This window comes from Alcanivorax sp., assembly GCF_017794965.1.
Classification (GTDB): Bacteria; Pseudomonadota; Gammaproteobacteria; order Pseudomonadales; family Alcanivoracaceae; genus Alcanivorax.
Map to the genome: position 1 here is coordinate 2,813,164 of NZ_CP051240.1, position 18,529 is coordinate 2,831,692.

The 18,529-nt window shown below is 58.8% G+C and carries 20 protein-coding genes; 9 read left to right on the top strand and 11 right to left on the bottom strand.

Annotated features, from left to right (window positions below; all coding sequences use genetic code 11):
- Positions 1–124: 124 nt before the first annotated feature.
- Genes HF945_RS12355 through HF945_RS12365 form a run of 3 tightly spaced genes read left to right on the top strand, consistent with a single transcriptional unit; the run spans position 125 to position 1,982 of the window.
- Positions 125–1,096 carry a polyprenyl synthetase family protein gene (locus HF945_RS12355; RefSeq protein ID WP_290522897.1) on the top strand — a complete coding sequence of 324 codons (972 nt, stop codon included), beginning with the start codon at positions 125–127 and terminating at the stop codon, positions 1,094–1,096.
- Between the two features lie 29 nt (positions 1,097–1,125).
- Positions 1,126–1,707: a YajG family lipoprotein gene (locus HF945_RS12360; RefSeq protein ID WP_290522898.1), complete on the top strand. Its 582-nt coding sequence runs from the start codon at positions 1,126–1,128 to the stop codon at positions 1,705–1,707.
- Positions 1,707–1,982, top strand: coding sequence for a SelT/SelW/SelH family protein (locus HF945_RS12365; RefSeq protein WP_290522899.1), 276 nt, complete (start codon positions 1,707–1,709; stop codon positions 1,980–1,982). The genes HF945_RS12360 and HF945_RS12365 overlap by 1 nt, the downstream gene beginning before the upstream one ends.
- Positions 1,983–2,132: 150 nt before the next feature.
- On the opposite strand, the gene HF945_RS12370 is transcribed toward HF945_RS12365, so the two are convergent.
- From HF945_RS12370 to HF945_RS12380, 3 genes are read right to left on the bottom strand one after another with little or no spacing between them, the layout of a single operon-like run.
- Positions 2,133–2,327: a CPXCG motif-containing cysteine-rich protein gene (locus HF945_RS12370; RefSeq protein WP_290522900.1), complete on the bottom strand. Its 195-nt coding sequence runs from the start codon at positions 2,325–2,327 to the stop codon at positions 2,133–2,135.
- Positions 2,324–2,734 carry an HIT family protein gene (locus HF945_RS12375; protein WP_290522901.1) on the bottom strand — a complete coding sequence of 137 codons (411 nt, stop codon included), beginning with the start codon at positions 2,732–2,734 and terminating at the stop codon, positions 2,324–2,326. Before HF945_RS12375 ends, HF945_RS12370 begins: the two co-directional genes overlap by 4 nt.
- Positions 2,735–2,760: 26 nt before the next feature.
- Positions 2,761–3,777 (bottom strand): AraC family transcriptional regulator, encoded by a 1,017-nt coding sequence (locus tag HF945_RS12380; protein WP_290522902.1) that lies wholly within the window; start codon positions 3,775–3,777, stop codon positions 2,761–2,763.
- 163 nt (positions 3,778–3,940) lie between these two features.
- Between HF945_RS12380 and HF945_RS12385 the strand changes: the two genes are divergently transcribed.
- Complete coding sequence (locus tag HF945_RS12385) at positions 3,941–4,774, top strand: NAD(P)-dependent oxidoreductase (protein WP_290522903.1); 834 nt, start codon at positions 3,941–3,943, stop codon at positions 4,772–4,774.
- Between the two features lie 161 nt (positions 4,775–4,935).
- The gene (locus HF945_RS12390; RefSeq protein WP_290522904.1) at positions 4,936–5,142 is read left to right on the top strand and encodes a hypothetical protein; all 207 of its coding nucleotides are present in this window, start codon (positions 4,936–4,938) and stop codon (positions 5,140–5,142) included.
- A gap of 6 nt (positions 5,143–5,148) precedes the next feature.
- Here the strand turns inward: HF945_RS12390 and HF945_RS12395 are convergent, their stop codons facing one another.
- Positions 5,149–5,529: a hypothetical protein gene (locus tag HF945_RS12395; protein ID WP_290522905.1), complete on the bottom strand. Its 381-nt coding sequence runs from the start codon at positions 5,527–5,529 to the stop codon at positions 5,149–5,151.
- 290 nt (positions 5,530–5,819) lie between these two features.
- Between HF945_RS12395 and HF945_RS12400 the strand changes: the two genes are divergently transcribed.
- Together HF945_RS12400 and HF945_RS12405 are read left to right on the top strand one after the other, a co-directional pair.
- The gene (locus HF945_RS12400) at positions 5,820–6,248 is read left to right on the top strand and encodes a hypothetical protein (protein WP_290522906.1); all 429 of its coding nucleotides are present in this window, start codon (positions 5,820–5,822) and stop codon (positions 6,246–6,248) included.
- A 332-nt stretch (positions 6,249–6,580) separates the two neighbouring features.
- A complete protein-coding gene (locus tag HF945_RS12405; protein ID WP_290522907.1) occupies positions 6,581–7,918 on the top strand; it encodes an AarF/ABC1/UbiB kinase family protein in 1,338 nt (445 codons plus the stop codon).
- 149 nt (positions 7,919–8,067) lie between these two features.
- Here HF945_RS12405 and HF945_RS12410 read toward each other — a convergent pair whose 3' ends face one another.
- Positions 8,068–8,619: a porin family protein gene (locus HF945_RS12410; RefSeq protein ID WP_290522908.1), complete on the bottom strand. Its 552-nt coding sequence runs from the start codon at positions 8,617–8,619 to the stop codon at positions 8,068–8,070.
- Positions 8,620–8,824: 205 nt separating this feature from the next.
- On the opposite strand from HF945_RS12410, the gene HF945_RS12415 reads away from it, so the two are divergent.
- Positions 8,825–11,239: a hybrid sensor histidine kinase/response regulator gene (locus HF945_RS12415; RefSeq protein WP_290522909.1), complete on the top strand. Its 2,415-nt coding sequence runs from the start codon at positions 8,825–8,827 to the stop codon at positions 11,237–11,239.
- Here the strand turns inward: HF945_RS12415 and HF945_RS12420 are convergent.
- From HF945_RS12420 to HF945_RS12445, 6 genes are all read right to left on the bottom strand, one after another.
- Positions 11,236–12,627, bottom strand: a complete 1,392-nt coding sequence (locus HF945_RS12420) for a VWA domain-containing protein (protein WP_290522910.1) — start codon at positions 12,625–12,627, stop codon at positions 11,236–11,238. The two genes, HF945_RS12415 and HF945_RS12420, sit on opposite strands and share 4 nt — an antisense overlap.
- On the bottom strand, positions 12,627–13,556 hold the full coding sequence (locus HF945_RS12425) for a MoxR family ATPase (protein WP_290522911.1): 930 nt from the start codon (positions 13,554–13,556) through the stop codon (positions 12,627–12,629). Before HF945_RS12425 ends, HF945_RS12420 begins: the two co-directional genes overlap by 1 nt.
- 139 nt (positions 13,557–13,695) lie before the next feature.
- Positions 13,696–14,064: a putative quinol monooxygenase gene (locus HF945_RS12430; RefSeq protein ID WP_290522912.1), complete on the bottom strand. Its 369-nt coding sequence runs from the start codon at positions 14,062–14,064 to the stop codon at positions 13,696–13,698.
- A gap of 75 nt (positions 14,065–14,139) precedes the next feature.
- A complete protein-coding gene (locus HF945_RS12435; RefSeq protein ID WP_290522913.1) occupies positions 14,140–14,817 on the bottom strand; it encodes a nitroreductase in 678 nt (225 codons plus the stop codon).
- A gap of 118 nt (positions 14,818–14,935) precedes the next feature.
- The gene (locus tag HF945_RS12440) at positions 14,936–15,262 is read right to left on the bottom strand and encodes a hypothetical protein (protein WP_290522914.1); all 327 of its coding nucleotides are present in this window, start codon (positions 15,260–15,262) and stop codon (positions 14,936–14,938) included.
- Positions 15,263–15,389: 127 nt separating this feature from the next.
- Positions 15,390–16,022 (bottom strand): TetR family transcriptional regulator, encoded by a 633-nt coding sequence (locus HF945_RS12445; protein ID WP_290522915.1) that lies wholly within the window; start codon positions 16,020–16,022, stop codon positions 15,390–15,392.
- Between the two features lie 213 nt (positions 16,023–16,235).
- Here HF945_RS12445 and HF945_RS12450 point away from each other — a divergent pair, with 213 nt between their 5' ends.
- Entirely contained in the window at positions 16,236–18,290 is a 2,055-nt protein-coding gene (locus HF945_RS12450; protein ID WP_290522916.1) for an SDR family oxidoreductase, read from the top strand.
- The last annotated feature ends 239 nt before the right edge of the window (positions 18,291–18,529 follow it).

Below are 18,529 nucleotides of genomic sequence, written 5' to 3' on the forward strand. Positions count from 1 at the left end.
CCAACAGAGTTCGCGCGGCTTTGACATCGGACAATGACAATACGGCAGAATACATTGACTGCCAGCCCCCCCCTGATAGCATTGCCGGCTGTCGCGCCACCTTCATTCGCCTGGACTCAAGTACATGGATTTCAAGGCCATTTATGCCTCGGTCGAGCAGGATTTTGCTGCCGTCGATACCTTCATTGCCCAACACCTCGACTCCAGCGTTCCGCTGATCCGGGAAGTGGGCGACTACATCGTGCAGTCCGGCGGCAAGAGACTGCGCCCCCTTGTTGCCATTCTTTGTGCCCGCGCCTCCGGCTATGAAGGCGACCGTCATGTGGATGTGGCAGCCATCATCGAGTATTTGCATACCGCCACCCTGCTTCATGATGACGTGGTGGATGAATCCAACCTGCGCCGCGGCCGCCCCACCGTGAATGCGGTGTGGGGCAACGCTGCCAGCGTACTGGTTGGCGATTTCCTGATCTCCCGGGCCCTGCAACTGATGGTAGCGCTGCGCCATCCACGCCTGCTGGATATCTTTTCACAGAGCACCAACACCATTTCCGAAGGCGAAGTGCTGCAACTAATCAATGTGCGGGACCCGAACACCACCGAACAGAACTACATGCGGGTGATCCACCACAAGACCGCCAAGATGTTCGAATCCGCGGCGGAGACCGGCGCGGTACTGGGCATTACCGATGATCAGGATTTCACTGCAGCATTCGCTGAATACGGCCGCCATCTGGGCATCGCCTTCCAACTGATTGACGATGTGTTGGACTATCAGGGCGACGCCAGCGAGCTGGGCAAGAACGTGGGCGATGACCTGGCCGAAGGCAAGCCCACCCTGCCGCTGATCCACACCATTGCCAATGGCTCTCAGAAGCAGGCCAATCTGATCAAGGACGCCATTCGCAGTGGCGGGCTCGACCACCTGCAGCACATTGTTGAAACTGTTCGCGCCAGCGGAGGTCTTCAATACACCATCGACAAGGCTGACGAACATACCCGGCTTGCCCTTGATGCGATTGCCGAGGTGCCGGCCTCCCCTTACAAGGATGCGCTGGTCACCCTGGCCGAAGAATCGCTGCAACGCACCTACTAACTTTTGATCACGATCAACCAGGAGAAATCATGCTGCGAGCCGCCCTGCTGCTGACCCTGAGCGCCGCCTTCGCAGGCTGCGCCCTGAGCCCCCAGTCCATCGAAATCAAGCCTGCCGCCAATGTGCAGACCACCAACATCGGCCAGAACCAGCCTGTCCAGGTTATGGCCGTAGACTCCCGCGACCAGCTGGCCTTTGGCACCCGCGGCGGGGTCTACAAGGAGACTTCGCTGGTACAGCCCGCCAATGACGTGAAAGCCGCCGTGGAAGAGGCGGTGCGTCAGGGCCTGCAACAGCAGGGCTTCAATGCCTTTAACCCCGGCGAGAACGCCACTCGCCTGGAAGTGCGCCTGGAGCAGCTGGACTACGTGCCCGAAGAAGGATCGGTGGTCAACACCGTCACCCTGTCACTGGTACTGGCCGGGGAAGCGAGCCGCCCTGACGTGGCCTATACCGGCACCTACAAGAGCAGCGTCAAGCACGACCAGCCTCTCACCCCCAGCGCAAAACGCAATCAGGAAATGATCAACGAGATCCTCAGCGGCGCCATCACCCGCATGCTGGAAGACCCCAAGATGCAGGACTTCCTGCTCGGCAACGACCCCGCCTGATGTACCGCGTAACCATCCACTACTGCAGCCAGTGCAACTGGCTGCTGAGAAGCGGCTGGTACGCCCAGGAGCTGCTCAGCACCTTCAGCGAAGAGCTGGACGAAGTGGCACTGCAACCGGGAACCGGCGGCGTTTTCCGCATCACCGCCAACGACCAGTGCATCTGGGAACGCAAAGAAGAGGGTGGCTTTCCAGAGATTACCGAGCTGAAGCGGCGGGTCCGGGACGCCCTTTTCCCGGAGCGGGATCTGGGCCACATCGACCGCAAGGGCTGAGTTGAAAGTTTAAAGTTCAAAGTTTAAACGCGGAGTCTGCCCCAGTTTTTTGAATGCCGTGCCCGCGCTTGCCGGTAATGGCGCGGGCACGGCGGCTTAGAACCCAAGCAGCTCTGGCGCGCTTTTCAACTTTGAACTTTAAACTTTGAACTACTCATTCTCCGGCCTCACATCGACTACCGGCTCATCACCGCCAAACGGCACCTGCACCGTAAATAGCAAAGGCCGGCAGCAGACCTGACAATCCTCCACGTACTCCTGCTCGTCCACCGACGTATCGATCAGCACCTCGATGGTTTCCCAGCAGCACGGGCATTGCACAGACAGCGGATACAGGCCGCTCACAGACCCTCCAGTGCCGACAGATCCAGCTTGTCCAGCCAGCCCGGCTGTTCACCCTCCGCCCAGGGCTCCGGCTGTCCCTGCCCCCATACGGGCCCGGGCCAGCACGGGTCGCCCTCGAAACGGGCAATGACGTGAATATGCAGCTGGGGCACCATATTGCCAAGCGCGCCGATATTGATCTTGTCGGCCCCGGTCACCCTTTCCAATTGGCCCGCCAGGGCATTCACCTGCGTCAGCAACTGGCGCTGCTCGTCCGTGGGCAGATGATGCCACTCACGGAGCCCATCACGTTTGGGCACAATGATCAGCCAGGCAAAGCGCTGGTCATTCATCCAGCGCAACCAGCACAGGCCGGTCTCTCCAAGTGCTCGGGTATCCGCGGCCAGGCGGGGGTGGAGTGAGGGCATGTTGATCTCCATAGGCAGGCAGGTCGCTATGTCCGGTAATCGGAAGGGCTGCGGCTGGTCCAGCGCCGGAAGGCACGCGCAAAGTTTGAGGCATCGGAGTAGCCCAACGACATGGCAATCTCGTCGACCGTGTGATCAGACTGGGTAAGAAACTCCACCGCCAGCCCTTTGCGCAAGCCATCGAGGATTTCCTGATAGCTGGTCCCCAACTGCTGGAGCTTGCGCTTCAGGGTCCGTGAGGACATGTGCAAATCACTGGCAACTTCTTCAACACTGGGAAAACGTCCACCACCGGCAAGAATAATCCGGCGCACCTGCCCCAACAGTGCCGGCGGCGCCTTGATAGTGGCCATCTCCTGCTCACACTGGTCCGCCGCCATCCGTGCAAGACGGGGGTCCGCAAACTGCAATTCACGGTCCATCCGCTCCACCGGAAAGCGCATCTGGTTGTAGGCACAATCAAAATATACCGGCACCGGCATCAACGGCCGCATACGGTCAAAGTAATCCGGCTCGGGATAGGAAAAACGCAGCTCCCCCAGCACATCCAGCCCGGGCAACAACTTCTGTCCCATGAAATGAAAGCTGGAGAACAAGCTCTCCATGGTCAGCGGCGTAAGCGCCCCCAGGGAGAGCAGCTCATTGACCTGCAACACCGCCATGTCGCCTTCCTGGAAGGTTTCCAGCTGCACCATGGTGCTGCGGGTACGAAAATACTTCACCGCCAGCTCCAGGGCTTCGCCCAGGGTAGCGCTGCTCATGGCAGCGTAGCCAAGAAAGCCGTGGGAGGAGAGCGTCATGGACGCGCCCAACTCCCAGCCGATCCAGGGCTCGCCCGTCATGCGGATCGCACGGCTGGCCACCCTTTCGAAATCCTGGGCAGACACTCTTGCCTTCGGGTCGCGCCAGCAACCGGCATCGATCTGGGTGCCGACCAGCAGCTCTTCGCTGGGAATACCGCGCCGCGCCATCACTTCCAGCATCAGGGAAAGATATTCCGCAGAGACCGAATACTCCGCCGGGTCCATCTTCAATATTGTCATCGCTATTATCCTGATCAGGCCACCATGGCCCCAAATGACCGAGCAAGACACCTTAGCCTGCCATTCCTTTTGTGACAAGTGACCACAGGACACTGCCACAAGGCGCTATTGCCAATAAACCAAGCGCTTGGTAGGTTTGCAGCCTGATTCACGGGAGAGCACCATGACCAACCCACTGCACAACAAGACCCTGTTCATTTCCGGCGCCAGCCGGGGCATTGGCAAGGCCATCGCCCTCAAGGCCGCCCGGGATGGCGCCAATATCGCCCTGTTTGCCAAGACCACCGAACCTCACCCCAAGCTGCCCGGCACTATCTACACTGCCGCCGAGGAAATACGCGAGGCTGGCGGCAATCCGCTGGTCTGCGTGGGTGACATCCGCCATGAGGACCAACTGCTGGCTGCGGTGGACAAGACCGTTGAGACCTTCGGCGGCATCGACATCCTGGTCAACAACGCCAGTGCCATCGCCCTCACCGGCACCGAAGCCACCAGCATGAAGTCCTACGATTTGATGCACCAGATCAACAGCCGCGGCACCTTCATGGCCAGTAAACTGTGCCTGCCGCACCTGAAAAAGGCGGATAACCCACACATCCTCAACCTGGCACCACCACTCAATATGGCCCCCCACTGGTTTGGTCGGCATGTGGCCTACACCATGGCCAAGTACGGCATGAGCCTTTGCGTTCTGGGTATGGCCGACGAGTACAAGGGCAAGGTGGCAGTCAATGCGCTGTGGCCAAAGACCGTGATCAATACCGCCGCCGTACAGAACCAGCTGGGCGGCGTCCCGGCGGTACAGGCCGCCCGCCAACCCTCCATCATGGCTGATGCGGCCTATGCGATCCTCACCCGGCCCGTGTCCGCCGCCAGCGGACAATTCTTCATTGATGAAGACATTCTGCGAGATACCGGGACCACGGATTTCAGCGCATACCGGGTCGACCCCAATCTGGAAGATGACAAACTGTTGCCGGACTTCTTCCTCGACTGAGGCGGGTTACAAAAATTGTCACATGCTGCCGAGCGCCGGCCCCCTGTCCGGCGCCCAGCCGGCAGAAAAAACATAACCCACTGAAAACAAAAAGAAAAAACATCCTTCCCAAGCTGGCACGGTTCTCGCTTTTGAGTGCTTAGACACACGGGGATCGCATCATGAGCAGGATACTGACACTCAGCACACTTCGGCCGGAAACCGCACTGGAGAATCTGAACCGACTTACCGGACTGGATTTTCAGGAATGGCCACAATCGCTATTAAATGAGCCGGTGGCCTCAGGGGCAGGCATGAACGAACAACAAGATCCCGCCCGGGACATGACCGGGCAGAATCTGGAGATTAAGTGCCGTCAGCAGGGCTGACCGCGTTCAGAAATTGGAAATCAGCTTGTCGGAGGCGCCCAAGGCAGAACCACGGCGCTGCATGAACAGTTCTTCCACCACGAAGTTCATGGCCGGATCCGACAGACGCAGGGATACCTGCACCTGCTCCACATCCGCACTCAGGCGCAGCATGACCGAGCCTGAAAGCAAGGCACTGCCTTCCCCGGTCACCTCGGCCGTATCCACCAGCACAGCGCGGTCATTGCTTTTGTCCACATAACGCACCACCAGCTGGACCTGCCCGGAGGCCCCGGCCACTCTTACCCAGGACGCCACATTGAATTCAGCTTCCCATTGTCTGGCTTTGCCGGGACGGCCTTCTGCCCAGATCCGCGACGGCACTTTCGCGATGAACTTTTCTAGCATTCTTCTCTCTCTGTCTCACGAACCCCAAAATATGAACGTCTTGCTCCAGGACTTCCACAGCCCTTTCTTGCCAGTGTACGCATGAGAAAAAAGCACGACCATGCGGTGATTGGCTTACTGACTTTGATGGATATCACACCTTGAAGCATGAACACCATCCGCCCTGTGTATAATTGTCTGACAAATAAGGCGCCTCCGCCCCGCAATCCCTCTTACTCTTCTCATCACGCAGCGCCAATTTACCGCTGCACTTTTTTCTCACACCGGACAAATTGAAGGAAGCAAGCATCATGGGCGAGCTGAAAGATCTGCGTGAACAAAGCGAATCTCTGGTTAACCGTGCCAAGGACCTGGGTAACAAGCTTTACCTGGCCGGCCTGGGTGCCTATGACAAGGCAGAGGAAAACTCTGAAGAGCTGCTGAACAAGTATGTGGCTGCAGGCACCGAGGCCTTTGGCGAAGACGCTGAAAGCAAGCCGAAAGCCCTGCTGGCCGGCCGTGGCGCCCTGCAGGCTGCCCGCGAACTGCTGGACAGCGCGCCGGAGAAACGCCAGGAAATCTACGAGAAACTGGTAGAAGCCGGCAAGAAAGAGCGTGGCGAGAAAGCCGACGCAACCAACGAATTCGTGCTGGCCGGCCTGGGCGCCGTTGCCACCGCACGCGAAGAAGGCGAGAAACTGTTCAACGAACTGGTTTCTGCCGGTCAGAACCGTAGCTGATTCTGAACCCTTTTTGTTGTTACTCTCCTTTCGGGGGCCTTCTTGGCCCCCTTTCTTTTGTTGCCGCTCTGCGGCCGCAACAGGCAACAACCAGAACCCTGCTTGAAGCCATCAGATAGCGGCACCACTCTGCTTTGGCCTCTTTGACCCTTTCGATTTTCGCCTCTCGCGCCTCGTGACCCGCCCCTGAATGGCCGGCTGACCGCTCCTGTCGACCATTGAGACGGGAACTGTCCCTTTCTACCCTGTACAGCCTTCACTCCGCAGCGCTAAGTTAACGGCTACAACACTCAAAATATAAATAACACCACTACAGCGCTACGAGAGAGATCATGGCCGAGAAACGCCGTCGCAAACGCCCCACCACCACTACCGGGCGCCTTTTTCGCCTTACCGGCATGACCACCTCCATTGCCACTCGGGTAGCTGGCCACCAGGTAAAGGGGCTGTTCCAGTCAGACACCGCCAAGGCTGCAGACAGGGAAAAACTGATGCAGCACATCGGCAAGGAAGTGGCGGCCACCTTGGGAGAAATGAAGGGGGCCGTGATGAAAGTGGGGCAGATTGCCTCACAGATGCAGGACATCCTGCCGCGAGAAATCAGTGAGCAACTCAAGGTCCTGCAGAACGCCTCGGCGCCCATGCCATTTCACGTGATTCGCCGTCAGCTGGAAAAGGAACTGGGGGACAGTATCGATGCCCTGTTCGCCCAGTTCGAGGACACCCCTTTCGCGGCTGCGTCCATTGGCCAGGTGCACCGGGCCACCACCCATGAGGGCGACGAGGTCGTGGTCAAGGTACAGTATCCGGCGGTAAAGGAATCCATCGACTCGGACATGAAACACCTGCGCCGTATCCTCCGCCTTGGCAGCCTGCTTAAAGTGGATGAAGCCGCGCTGGACGGCGTCTTCCTTGAAATTCGCAACCAGCTGGAAGAAGAGCTGGACTACCATCAAGAAGCCAGCAACCTGAACCAGTTCCGGGAATTTCACCAGCACCAACCCTGGCTGATCATCCCCCGGGTTTACCCGTCACTGTCCAGTGAGAAAGTGCTCACACTAAGCCTGGAGCGGGGCACACCACTGGAGCAGACCAATGATGAAAATGGCTTCGACCAGGACACCCGCAACCTGCTGGGCACGCGCCTGTTTGATGCCATTGGCGAACAGATCTTCCGCTTTCGCACCGTTCACTGTGATCCCCACCCGGGGAACTTTGCCTTTCGCACCGATGGCAGCATCGTGATGTATGACTTTGGCGCCGTGAAACGCCTGCCGGACGACGATGCGGAATTGCTTCGCAGCATCGTGAAAGCCGCTCTACAGGAAAACTGGGGACAACTGGACAACCTCCTGCAAACCCTGGGCGCTCGCAAACCGGATAGCCAGGTCAGCGATCAGTTCTATGCCACCTGGATCGAAATGCTGCTGCGCGCCTTTTCCAGTGATCCCTTTGACTTTGCCCAGTCCCGACTGCATACCGACATCATGAAGCAGGTCCGCAAGACGCCATTGGAACAGATGATGAAGTTTCAGCCCTCACCGCGCTCGCTGCTCATTGAGCGCGTAGTCAGCGGCCACTACTGGACCCTGATGAACTTGGGGGTCAATGCGGCCTTTCGCCCCAATCTGGAAAGGGCCCTGAACAGTGAAGAACGGGCCAGCGCCTGACGGCCAGGGAGCCTGGCGCAGGGTGCCGATCAAGACTCCAGAGAGCCTCCGGCACCCCGCAGGAAATCAGCCCCTTGAGTGGTTTTTCGCAATACAAGAGGCAGGATTTTGCGGCCTCAGCGTCAAGCATTGGGCGCTACCCAAGGTAATCAGAATGCAGAGCGCAGCCCCACACTGATACCTGAAATTTCCTCTTCATCGGTATCGATGTAGCGCATGTACTCCAGATTGGCACCCAGCGTATCGGTGATATTGAAATCCAGACCGGCGCCGTAAGATTCATCCTCAAAGTTTTCACTATCGCTGAAGGAGTAGCTGACACCGGCCACATCACCCTCCGCCGATACGGTTCCCTTGGCCTTGGTGTAACCACCAATCACATAGGGGCGCAGGGTCTCGCCGATGGGCGCACCCAACTTCAGGTAACCGCCATAAAGGTGATCCAGCTCAAAATCGGCAATGCCTTGGGAGTCTTCATCGAAACCCATTCCACCCCGGGCCTCCAGGGCGATAAATTCGGAAAACTCAAAACCCGCGCTCACCGTGGCAGCATCAATTTTCAGGGTATCCGTATCGAACTCTTCGTTGTCATACTGAATCTGGCTGTAGTTACCGCCAATGTACGGACCTGCTGCCCAGGCTCCCGGCGCAGCCAGCATTGAACAGGACAACATCAGTGCACCACGCATCATGACTTTCATTCGAGACTCCTTTTCCAATTAAGTCAGGTATTTGGAGATGCGGTCAGGCGAAATGTTCCTGTTATTCCGGTAAATTCTGTAAAATCAGCCAAGAAGAGGGCTCCGAGGCCGCAAACCGCCAGCCACACCGGCGCCAACTCCGACACCCAAGGTCTCGGCACCGCTGACCAGCAGGTCCACATAACAGCGAAAAACAGGATCGGGAATGAGAAAGGGACGCCGCTTGCCAATCGGGCTTGTAGTGATGGCACTATTACTGCCGTTGCTGGGCCACTGCCTTACCCTGACGGAGGACCAGCAGGAGTATCAGGCCGCTTCGGGCATGCAATGGCTGCCGGACCCGGACCACAGCCTGACCCCCAGCTCCGCCCTCAAGGCCCTGCAAGACGGCAAAGGCACCACACTGACCTCACGCTACCCTTCACAGGGCTTCCGGGATGGCCTGCAATGGTTTCTGGTGACGCTGGACAACAACACCCGCTTTCCCAACTGGTTCCTGCGCATCAGCCGCCCTCATCTGGATTTTCTGGACATTTACCTGTTTGACCGGGATGGCAATGCCATTGACCACCAGCGTATGGGCGATCGCATCCCCTTCAGCCAGCGGGAATTTCGCCATTATCACCTGATCAGCCTGCAGAGCTTCCCCCCCCAGGACCGCAGCTACCTGCTGATCCGAGCCCAGGGCGACAACGTCATCGAAATGCCCGTCAGCATCAAAACGCCAGTGGCTTTCAGCCAGCAGGACAACCAGATATCCCTGCTCTACGGCATCTACTATGGCGCCATCATCGCCATGTGCATCTTCAACCTGATGATCTTCCTGTCCATCCGTGAACCCAGCTATCTGCTTTATGTGCTCTATCTGGGCACCTTTGGACTCAATCTGTTCACCCGGGAAGGCTTGAGCTATCAGTGGTTATGGCCTGACTCCCCCATGTGGAATCATTACTCCCTGCCCATCTTCAACTTGCTTACCCTGGCATTCTCGATGCTGTTCGTGCAGCACTTTCTTGAACTTCGCACCCGTTTACCGTTCATGAACCGGGTGATCACCATCGTCACCGTGCTGGCCCTGCTCGCCATCCCCTTCACCCTGATCAGCTTCCACTACAGCATCCAGATCACCACGGCGGCGGTGCTTCCCTGGCCCTTCATCATGCTGGTGCTGTCCCTTTGGCTGATTTATCAGGGTTACAGCCCTGCCCGCTATTTCCTGCTTGCATTCCTGTCCGTGGCGGTGACCACCACGATTTTCATCCTCAAGGCATTCGGGGTCGTGGAAGGCAGCTGGCTGATCGAGAACATCATGCAATTGGGCACCTTCCTGGAAGCCGTACTGCTCTCCTTTGCACTGGCCCACCGCATGACGGTACTGAAAAGCGAGAACGCCCGTATTCAGCGCGAGGCCACAGAGGCCCTCGAACAACGGGTGGAAGAGCGGACCCAGGAACTGAACAGTGCCCTCAGTGCCCGCAGTGAATTCCTGGCCGTAATGAGCCACGAAATCCGCACACCGCTAAACGGCATTATCGGCACCGTGGACATGCTCAAGACATCACCGCTGAACAACGAACAGCAGCACAACCTCAATATCATTGAGCAATCCGGCAACAGCCTGCTCAACCTGATCAACGATATCCTGGATTACTCCCGGATCGAGGCTGGCAAGATGCCCATCGAGCAGACCCGCTTTGATCTGCATGAACTGGTCAATGACTCCCTCGGCCTGTTCCAGCACAAGGCCCGTGTGCAATCCAATTTGCTCACCCGTGAAATGGGCAAGGACCTGGGGCACTATTGCGTGGGTGACCCGGTGCGATTGCGTCAAATCATTGTCAATCTGATCAGCAACGCCGTGAAATTTACCGATAACGGCACCATCACCCTGGCGGCCACTCGCGATAGCGACAATCCCGACTATGTGCTGTTCGAAGTCATCGACACCGGCATCGGCATCAGCCCGGAGCAACTGACCAACCTGTTTGACTACTTCCAGCAGGGAGACAGCTCCACCAGCCGCCGCTATGGCGGCACCGGTCTGGGGCTGGCCATCTGCAAGCAGCTGGTGGAGATCATGGGCGGCGAGATCGGTGTCGACAGTCGCCGCAATGAAGGCTCCCGATTCTGGTTCCGCCTGCCGCTGCCTAAAACCGATGCCAGCGCTAACCTGCCTTCCATCCACGACGACATTGACGATCTCACCCATTCCGGCGGAAGGCTGCTGATCGTGGATGACAACCACATCAATCTGATGGTGGCCGAGGGGCTCTGTAAAAAGCTGGGCTATGCCACGGAAGTGGCAGAGAGCGGCATGGAAGCCATTGCCGTGTTGCTCTCGGCCGACGAGCCTTTTGACCTGATATTGATGGACTGCGAAATGCCGGAAATGGACGGCTTCGAAACCTCCCGCTCCATCATCAAGCTGCAGAAGGAAGGGCGGCTGGTCAAGGTGCCAATCATTGCGCTCACCGCCCATGCGGTGCCAGACAAGATTCAGGCCTGTCACGATGCAGGCATGGTCGGCCATCTGGCCAAACCCATCAACAGCGAACGCCTGCTGATGACACTGAAACGGGTGCTCCGCGACCCGGACCTTCGCATCAAAGGGCAAGCCTAGACAGACCGGAGACTGCCCAGCAGACTATCGACCACCTGCTCCAGATCATTGAGGTTGGCACAACGCCGGGCCACCCGGCAGTGGGGCAGATAACTGGCCATCACCGCATCACCGCTGTTCCACTGACTTCGGGCTTCCGGGTTCAACCACCAGATCTGTTTCACCCGCCGGCGAATCTGCGCCAGCAGCTCTGCCCGCTCCGGAAGATAATTGTTGCGCGCATCCCCCAGAATGATCACGGTGGTATGCCGATCCAGCTGGCCCTCGCACATGCCCAGAAAGCCTTCCAGCATTTCACCGTAGTCGGTACCACTGCCTGACAGCCTGTCGAGCACACGGGCGACCGCCACATCCGGCGCATAACGTTGAAAGTCCTCGCTGATTTCATCAAACCGGGATGCAAAGGCAAAACTGCGCACCCGCGGCAGCACATCGCTCATGGCATAGAGGAATTGCAGCAGAAATCGCGCCGGTTCACTGACCGAACTGGATACATCACAGATCACCATCACACGACTCTTGTGCGGCGGCTTGCGGCGCCAGACAAGAGAGGCCGGCACCCCGTCATGACGGATGCTCTTGCCCAGCGTACGGCGGGCATCCAGCTGGCCGCGCCGGGCCACTTTCATGCGGCGCTGATGGGCACTGGCAAGGCGGCGCGCCATCTTTCGCACCAATGATTTCACCTCACGAAATTCCCGCAGATCCCGGAAGGCAACCTGTCGCATAGTGTGCTCGCGCAGTTCCCGGCCCCGCGCTGCGCCGTGCAACAGAAACTGCCGGCGCACCAGGCTAGCGGCCTGCTCGCGAACCTGCCCTCGCCATTCGCGCAGGGCATCGGCACGGGCCTCGTCAACGCCACTGCCCCGGGAAAGCTGCAGCACGCGCTCATCCACCGCCCCCATCCCCATGTTCATCAACAATCTACGGGTATACAGCCCCTGCTGGGTAATCACCTGCATGGCGGTAAAATCCATGGCGGCAGCCGCCTCGGCCATGCGTTGCTGCAACTGCTCTGCAGACGAAGCCAGCAGGGCATCCAGCTCGGCATTTTCCCCTGACTCGCCCGCGCCCTCCACCGCTTCACTGTCGGCCAGCGCCAATGACGGCGGCATCTGCGACTGACCCGGGGCCGACTCGTCCTGCTCCCCCCCTCCGTCGCGGGCCCGTTCCCCACCCTGAAAGTAACGGGCAAAGGTCTCTTCAAAGGCTTCCCGATGGTGCTCTTCCTTGACCAGACTCACCGACAGCGCATCATGAAAACGCTGGCGCGAGTCGTACCCCACCAGGGCCACAGCCTGCATGGCAATGGCCGCCTCATCCGGGGAAATTCGCAATCCTGCCCCGCGCAGCGCCTGGACAAATTCCGACAGTCGGCGGGACAGCATCAGCGCTTCCCGAACTTGCGCAGCCAGGCAGGCAACAACTCCCGAGCCAACGTCACATCCTGCTCGGTCTTCAGCACCAGGTTGAGCGTATCCGCCACCATGGCCTGATCAAGGCTGTCGGCATGCAGCAGCACCAGCGCCCGGGCCCAGTCCAGGGTCTCGGATATGGCCGGCAGCTTCTTCATCTCCTGTTCGCGAAGGTACTGGATAAAGGCCACCAGCTGTTCGCGCAGCGCTGCCTCCAGTTCCGGCACGCGAGCGGCCACGATGGCGGCCTCATGGGCTGGCTCCGGATAGGGAATGTAGAGATGCAGACAGCGTCGCTTGAGGGCGTCGGACAGTTCGCGCTGGTCATTACTGGTGAGCAACACCAGCGGTTGATGACGCGCCTTGACCGTGCCCATCTCGGGAATGGATATCTGGAAATCCGACAGCAACTCCAACAGAAACGCCTCGAACTCCTGGTCGGCCTTGTCGATCTCATCGATCAACAGCACCGCCGGCTCGTCGCTGCGCAGGGCCTGCAGCAATGGGCGCGGCTCCAGAAAGGTATCGCTGTAGAAGGCCTCGCCCAGATCGCCAAGACGGGCCATGCTGGCATCCAGGCTGTCGGTATCCGCCAGCATGCCGCTGAGCTTGTCGCGCAACAGCTGGGTATAGAGAAGCTGCTTACCGTATTTCCATTCATACAGGGCACGGCTTTCATCCAGCCCTTCATAACATTGCAGCCGGATCAACGGCGCCTCGAGAAAAGCGGCAGCGGCTTTGGCAAGTTCAGTCTTGCCCACACCCGGCGGCCCTTCCACCAGCACCGGCTTGTGCAGCTGGGCCGCCAGATAAATCGCCAGAGCAATCTGGTCACTACAGATATAGCCCTGTTCGGCAAAATTGCGAGTGATGTCTTCTATGGAATCAATGCGGGTCTTCATGAAGGCTCCTGTACCGGAACCTCAAAGGGTACCTCAGTACAGGCAATACAGACACGGGCCGGAAACGACACGCACATGTCCCGACACGCACACGTGTCCGGGAAAAACGGAGGGAGGAGAAGGAAGGTCTATAATGCCGTTAATGCAGGGTAATATTGCCGGCCAGCACCACCGGGGCAATATCCTGAACCTCTTCCACCACCGGCTCACCATCCACACTGCTCACGTCATAGCGTGCTGAGTGCACCTCGCCGTCAATCAGATCAGGAATGGCATCCAGAAACGCATCCACATGCTCGGAGCCAAAGTGCACTTCCAGTGCATCCAGGCTGCTCCACTGCTGCAGCACCATGATCACCCGGGGCTCATCCGCCTGCACATAGACCTCATAGGACAGACAGCCCGGCTCCTTGCGCGAGGCACTGGCCAGTGCCTGCACCAGATCCAGCGCAACGGGCTGCTGGTCGGCCTTGATGGGAAAGGAGCCTTTGACAATGATCATGGACATGAAGGGGGAACCACTTCTTCAGTAAAACGACCATTGTAGCATATTTTTCATGCAGCTGCCGGGCTCATGCCAGCCTCAGCCACAGAAGCGCACAGACTCCTTCAGGGGGACCCGCCCTACCCGGGTCTTGTTGGCCGCAATGTCCGGATCCTCATAACCGAAGCTGATCCCCAGCACGATGGCGGCGCTATCCGGAATGCCAAGAATCTCGCGCACATCGGCGGGGTAATAACGCATGCTGCCCTGGGCACAGGCGCCCAGCCCGTAAGCGCTCATGGTTAGCAGCAGGGACTGGATATACATCCCCACATCCAGTGCTACGGTGACCCCGAAGGCTCGGTCCATCCCGATGAAAGCCACATGGGGAGCATCAAACAGTTGAAAATTGCGCAGTTCCGCACGGCGGCGACCTTCACGGTCCTCCCGGGCAATCCCCATGCTGCCGTACAGGGCCATGGCACAATCTACCTGCCGCTCCCGGTACACCCCTTCGAAGCGGGGCAGACTGTCATAGTCTGGCTCGAACGGTACTCCACGGCTGACCTTGTCCACCATTCGCTCACGCAGGGTATCGCGGGACTGGCCACTGGCCACCCATACCTGCCAAGGCTGGATATTACAGTTGGAAGGGGCATGTTGCGCCAGTGAAAACACCTCATCCAGAACCGATTGGGGAACCGGCTTGTCCAAAAAACCACGGACAGAACGACGCTGCTTGAGGGCATCGGCGAGAGTGACGGAATCGGCGTTCATGTGAGCTCCTGACTGCATTGGACGGCGGATTGGCTGATTGCCAATGACAGTCTAGCGAGTCGGCAAAACCAGAGCGATGACAGTAACGCTCAGCCGGCTGGACAGGAGAGCAGCGGTCTCAGGAAGCCTTGAGCATGGCTTCGCAGATCTGATCAATGATCGGCTCAGCGCACTCCAGTCGCCCCTCTCCCCCCTCTCCCCCCTGCACACCCAGTCGGTCGGCACAGGACGGGCACAGGACGGTGAACACCAGCTCGCCCCCCTGGCTGGGGGCGGGCAGCACAGCCCATTTCTCCTGACGGGCACGCTGTCCGATGCGGTGGTAGTAATCGAGATTGATCTGCCCGCCGGGCTCGAAATCGAAAGTGGTCGGGCAGCGGCTACAATTGAGCCACATGTCATATAACGCGGCCGCGTCATACGGGTCTCTTGAATCGAATGCCATTGCCACCTCCAATTTGTGGCTCGCCTTCATCCCTGTGAGGGCGCAAAGATTCCAACGCCCGGTTTGCCTGCCCCCTTATAGAGCAATGGCCGATAAAAGCCCGTGACATCCATCACAGCGTGTCCGTTTACAGCCGTTCGCCTGAGGCCATGGCTCGCCCGCCCAGGACCAGCATTCGCAGTTGCAAACAGGCATGATCCGCCAGCACCTTGCGCGCTGCCAGGCTGCTATCCAGCATGGAAATACCGGCCCCGAACATGATCGCGATCGCCGCTTCTGCTTCCTGTTCCGCCGGCACTTCGGCGCCCCCGCGGGCAGACACCGCCTGGCGCACGTCCTCCGCCAGTTCATCCACCAGCAACTGCAGCTCGCGCTGTATCCTTAACCGGTAACGGTCATGGCTGCCCAGACGCTGCTGCACCAACAGGCGAAAATCGTTACTGTGTTCCTTGAGGTAGCGCACAAATCGCGCCACCAGCTCATCAACCGCCCGGGCAGCACCAATCTCGATCATGCTGCGCCGCTCGTACTCCATGGCCGAACGTAAACGGAAACAGCAGGAATCAATCAACGCCAGCCCCAGGGCATCCATGTCCGGGAAGTGGTTGTAGATCGAGGTGGCGGCCAGTCCACACTCCCTTGCCACCTCACGCAGCCCCAGGCTATCCAGCCCGCGCCCCCCTTCCATCAGCGTACGCGCCGCCGCCAGGATCCGCTCCCGGGTTTGCCGCTTCTGGCGCTGTCGCACTGTCTCTGCCATAACCGTACCACTAACAACTGTTAGCTTTAATAGTCCCATGAAATAAGCCCATATAGCAACAAAAAGCGGGTTACAAAATAACCTTTGACAAACACTTGTTAGCTGAAACAAAATTCGCCTTACAAATGTAAGGCGAGGTGATTTGTCACCTGCCGCCTTGGCGGCGCATTATCTTGGAGGGCCTCCGAACCACTCCTCGAGGCGCTACAACACATGACTGTCGGATCATCCCGACAGCAGGGAAGCTACAAGGGGCTAAACATGAACTACTTCGTTACCGGTGCCACAGGTTTCATTGGCCGTTTTCTGGTTGCACGCCTGCTCAAGCACAGCGACGCCCGCGTCTTTGCGCTGGTGCGCGCAGGATCGGAATACAAACTGGACGCGTTGCGCCGCCGCCTGGGCGTGGATGCTGACCAGTTGGTGGCTATTCATGGCGACATCAACGAGAAACTACTGGGCGTCAGCAAGCGCGATCAGGATGACCTCACCGGCCTGGTTGATCACTTCTTCCACCTGGCCGCCATCTATGACCTGACCGCGGACGAAAACAGCCAGCGCTATACCAACATCGAAGGAACCCGCCAGACGCTGAAACTGGCCGAAAAGCTGCAAGCCGGCTGCTTTCATCATGTTTCTTCCATTGCTGCCGCCGGCCTCTACGATGGCGTGTTCAGCGAGGACATGTTCGAAGAAGCCACCGGCCTGGACGACCCCTACCTGCTCACCAAGCATGAATCAGAAGCACTGGTACGCCAGGAAAGTGCTATTCCGTGGCGCATCTATCGCCCCTCCATGGTGGTAGGACATTCCGAAACCGGGGAAATGGACAAGGTGGACGGCCCCTATTACCTGTTCAAGTTCATCCAGAAACTGAAGGATGTGCTGCCGAACTGGATCCCACTGGTGGGCGTGGAAGGCGGCAAATTCAATATCGTGCCGGTGGATTTTGTGGCCGATGCCCTGGACCACATAGCCCATCAGGAAGACGGCAACGGCCAGTGCTTTCATCTCACCGCCGACCGCTCCTACAGCCTGGGCGAGATGATGGACGTGATCGCCGGGGCAGCCCAGGCGCCACGCTGGGCCGTGAAACTGGACAACAGCCTGTTCAGCGCGGTGCCCGGCATCGTCAAGAAGGGGGTCAGCGCCATGACCCCGAAGATGGTCCTCAATGCGGCACTGGAGAATCTGGACATTCCGCCGTCTGCCATGCAGTTTCTCACCTTCCCCACCGAATACGACAACCGACGGGCCCGCGCGGCACTGGCCGACAGCGGCATTGAGGCACCGGAACTGCAGAGCTATATCCAGCAGCTGTGGGACTTCTGGGAAAACCATCTGGACCCGGATCGCGGCGAGCGCAAGGATGAATTGCAGCCCCTGCCGACCCTGCCTGAACGGGTTGAAGGCAAGGTCGTCATGGTAACCGGCGCCACCTCCGGGATCGGCAAGGCCACCGCCCTGAAGCTGGCCCGGGCCGGTGCCACCGTACTGGTGGTGGCCCGCACAGCGGAAAAACTGGACGAGACCCTGCACGAAATTGATCAACTGGGTGGCACCGCACAGTCATACAGCTGCGATGTATCCGATCTCAACAGCGTGGACCAGTTGGTGCAGAAGGTGATCGCGGACCATGGTCACGTGGACATACTGGTCAACAACGCCGGCCGCTCCATCCGCCGGTCGGTGGTGCATTCCTTTGAGCGTTTCCACGATTACGAACGCACCATGCAGCTCAACTACTTCGGCGCCCTGCGCCTGATCATGCAACTGATGCCAGCCATGATCGAGCGCGGCGGCGGCCATGTGATCAACATTTCCAGCATCGGGGTGCTGACCAACGCCCCCCGCTTCTCTGCCTATGTCGCCTCCAAGGCAGCGCTGGATGCCTTTACCCGCTGTGCGGCCAGTGAGCTGGCCCATGAAGGGATTCGCTTCACCACCATCAACATGCCGCTGGTGCGCACGCCGATGATCGCGCCCACCAAGATCTACAACCATGTGCCCACCATCAGCCCCACCCAGGCCGCCGACATGATCTGCGACGCCATCGTGCGGCAACCCAAGCGGATTGCCACCAACCTGGGGATCATGGGGCAGGTGATGCACTTCCTTACCCCCAAGGTAACAGAAACCATCATGAACACCGGCTACAAGCTGTTCTCCGATTCGGCAGCAGCCCTGGGCGGCAAGGAAAACACCCCGAAGAAGATCAGCCGCGAACAAGCAGCCTTCTCCCGGTTGTTCAAGGGGATTCATTGGTGAGGACGCCTGACGCCTGACGCCTGACGCCTGACGCCTGACGCCAATAATGAGACCTTGAGGAGAAAACCGGCAATGCCGGTTTTCTTTTGTTTTGCTTTTAGCGTCAGGCTTCCGGCATCAAGCGTCCAGCATTCATAAAGAAAAGGCCCCGCAAGCGGGGCCTTAAACGTTCCGGAAACTATCCGGAAGCATACGCAGCGGGACCATGTCCCGCAGTTATAGTCTCGCACCCACCCACT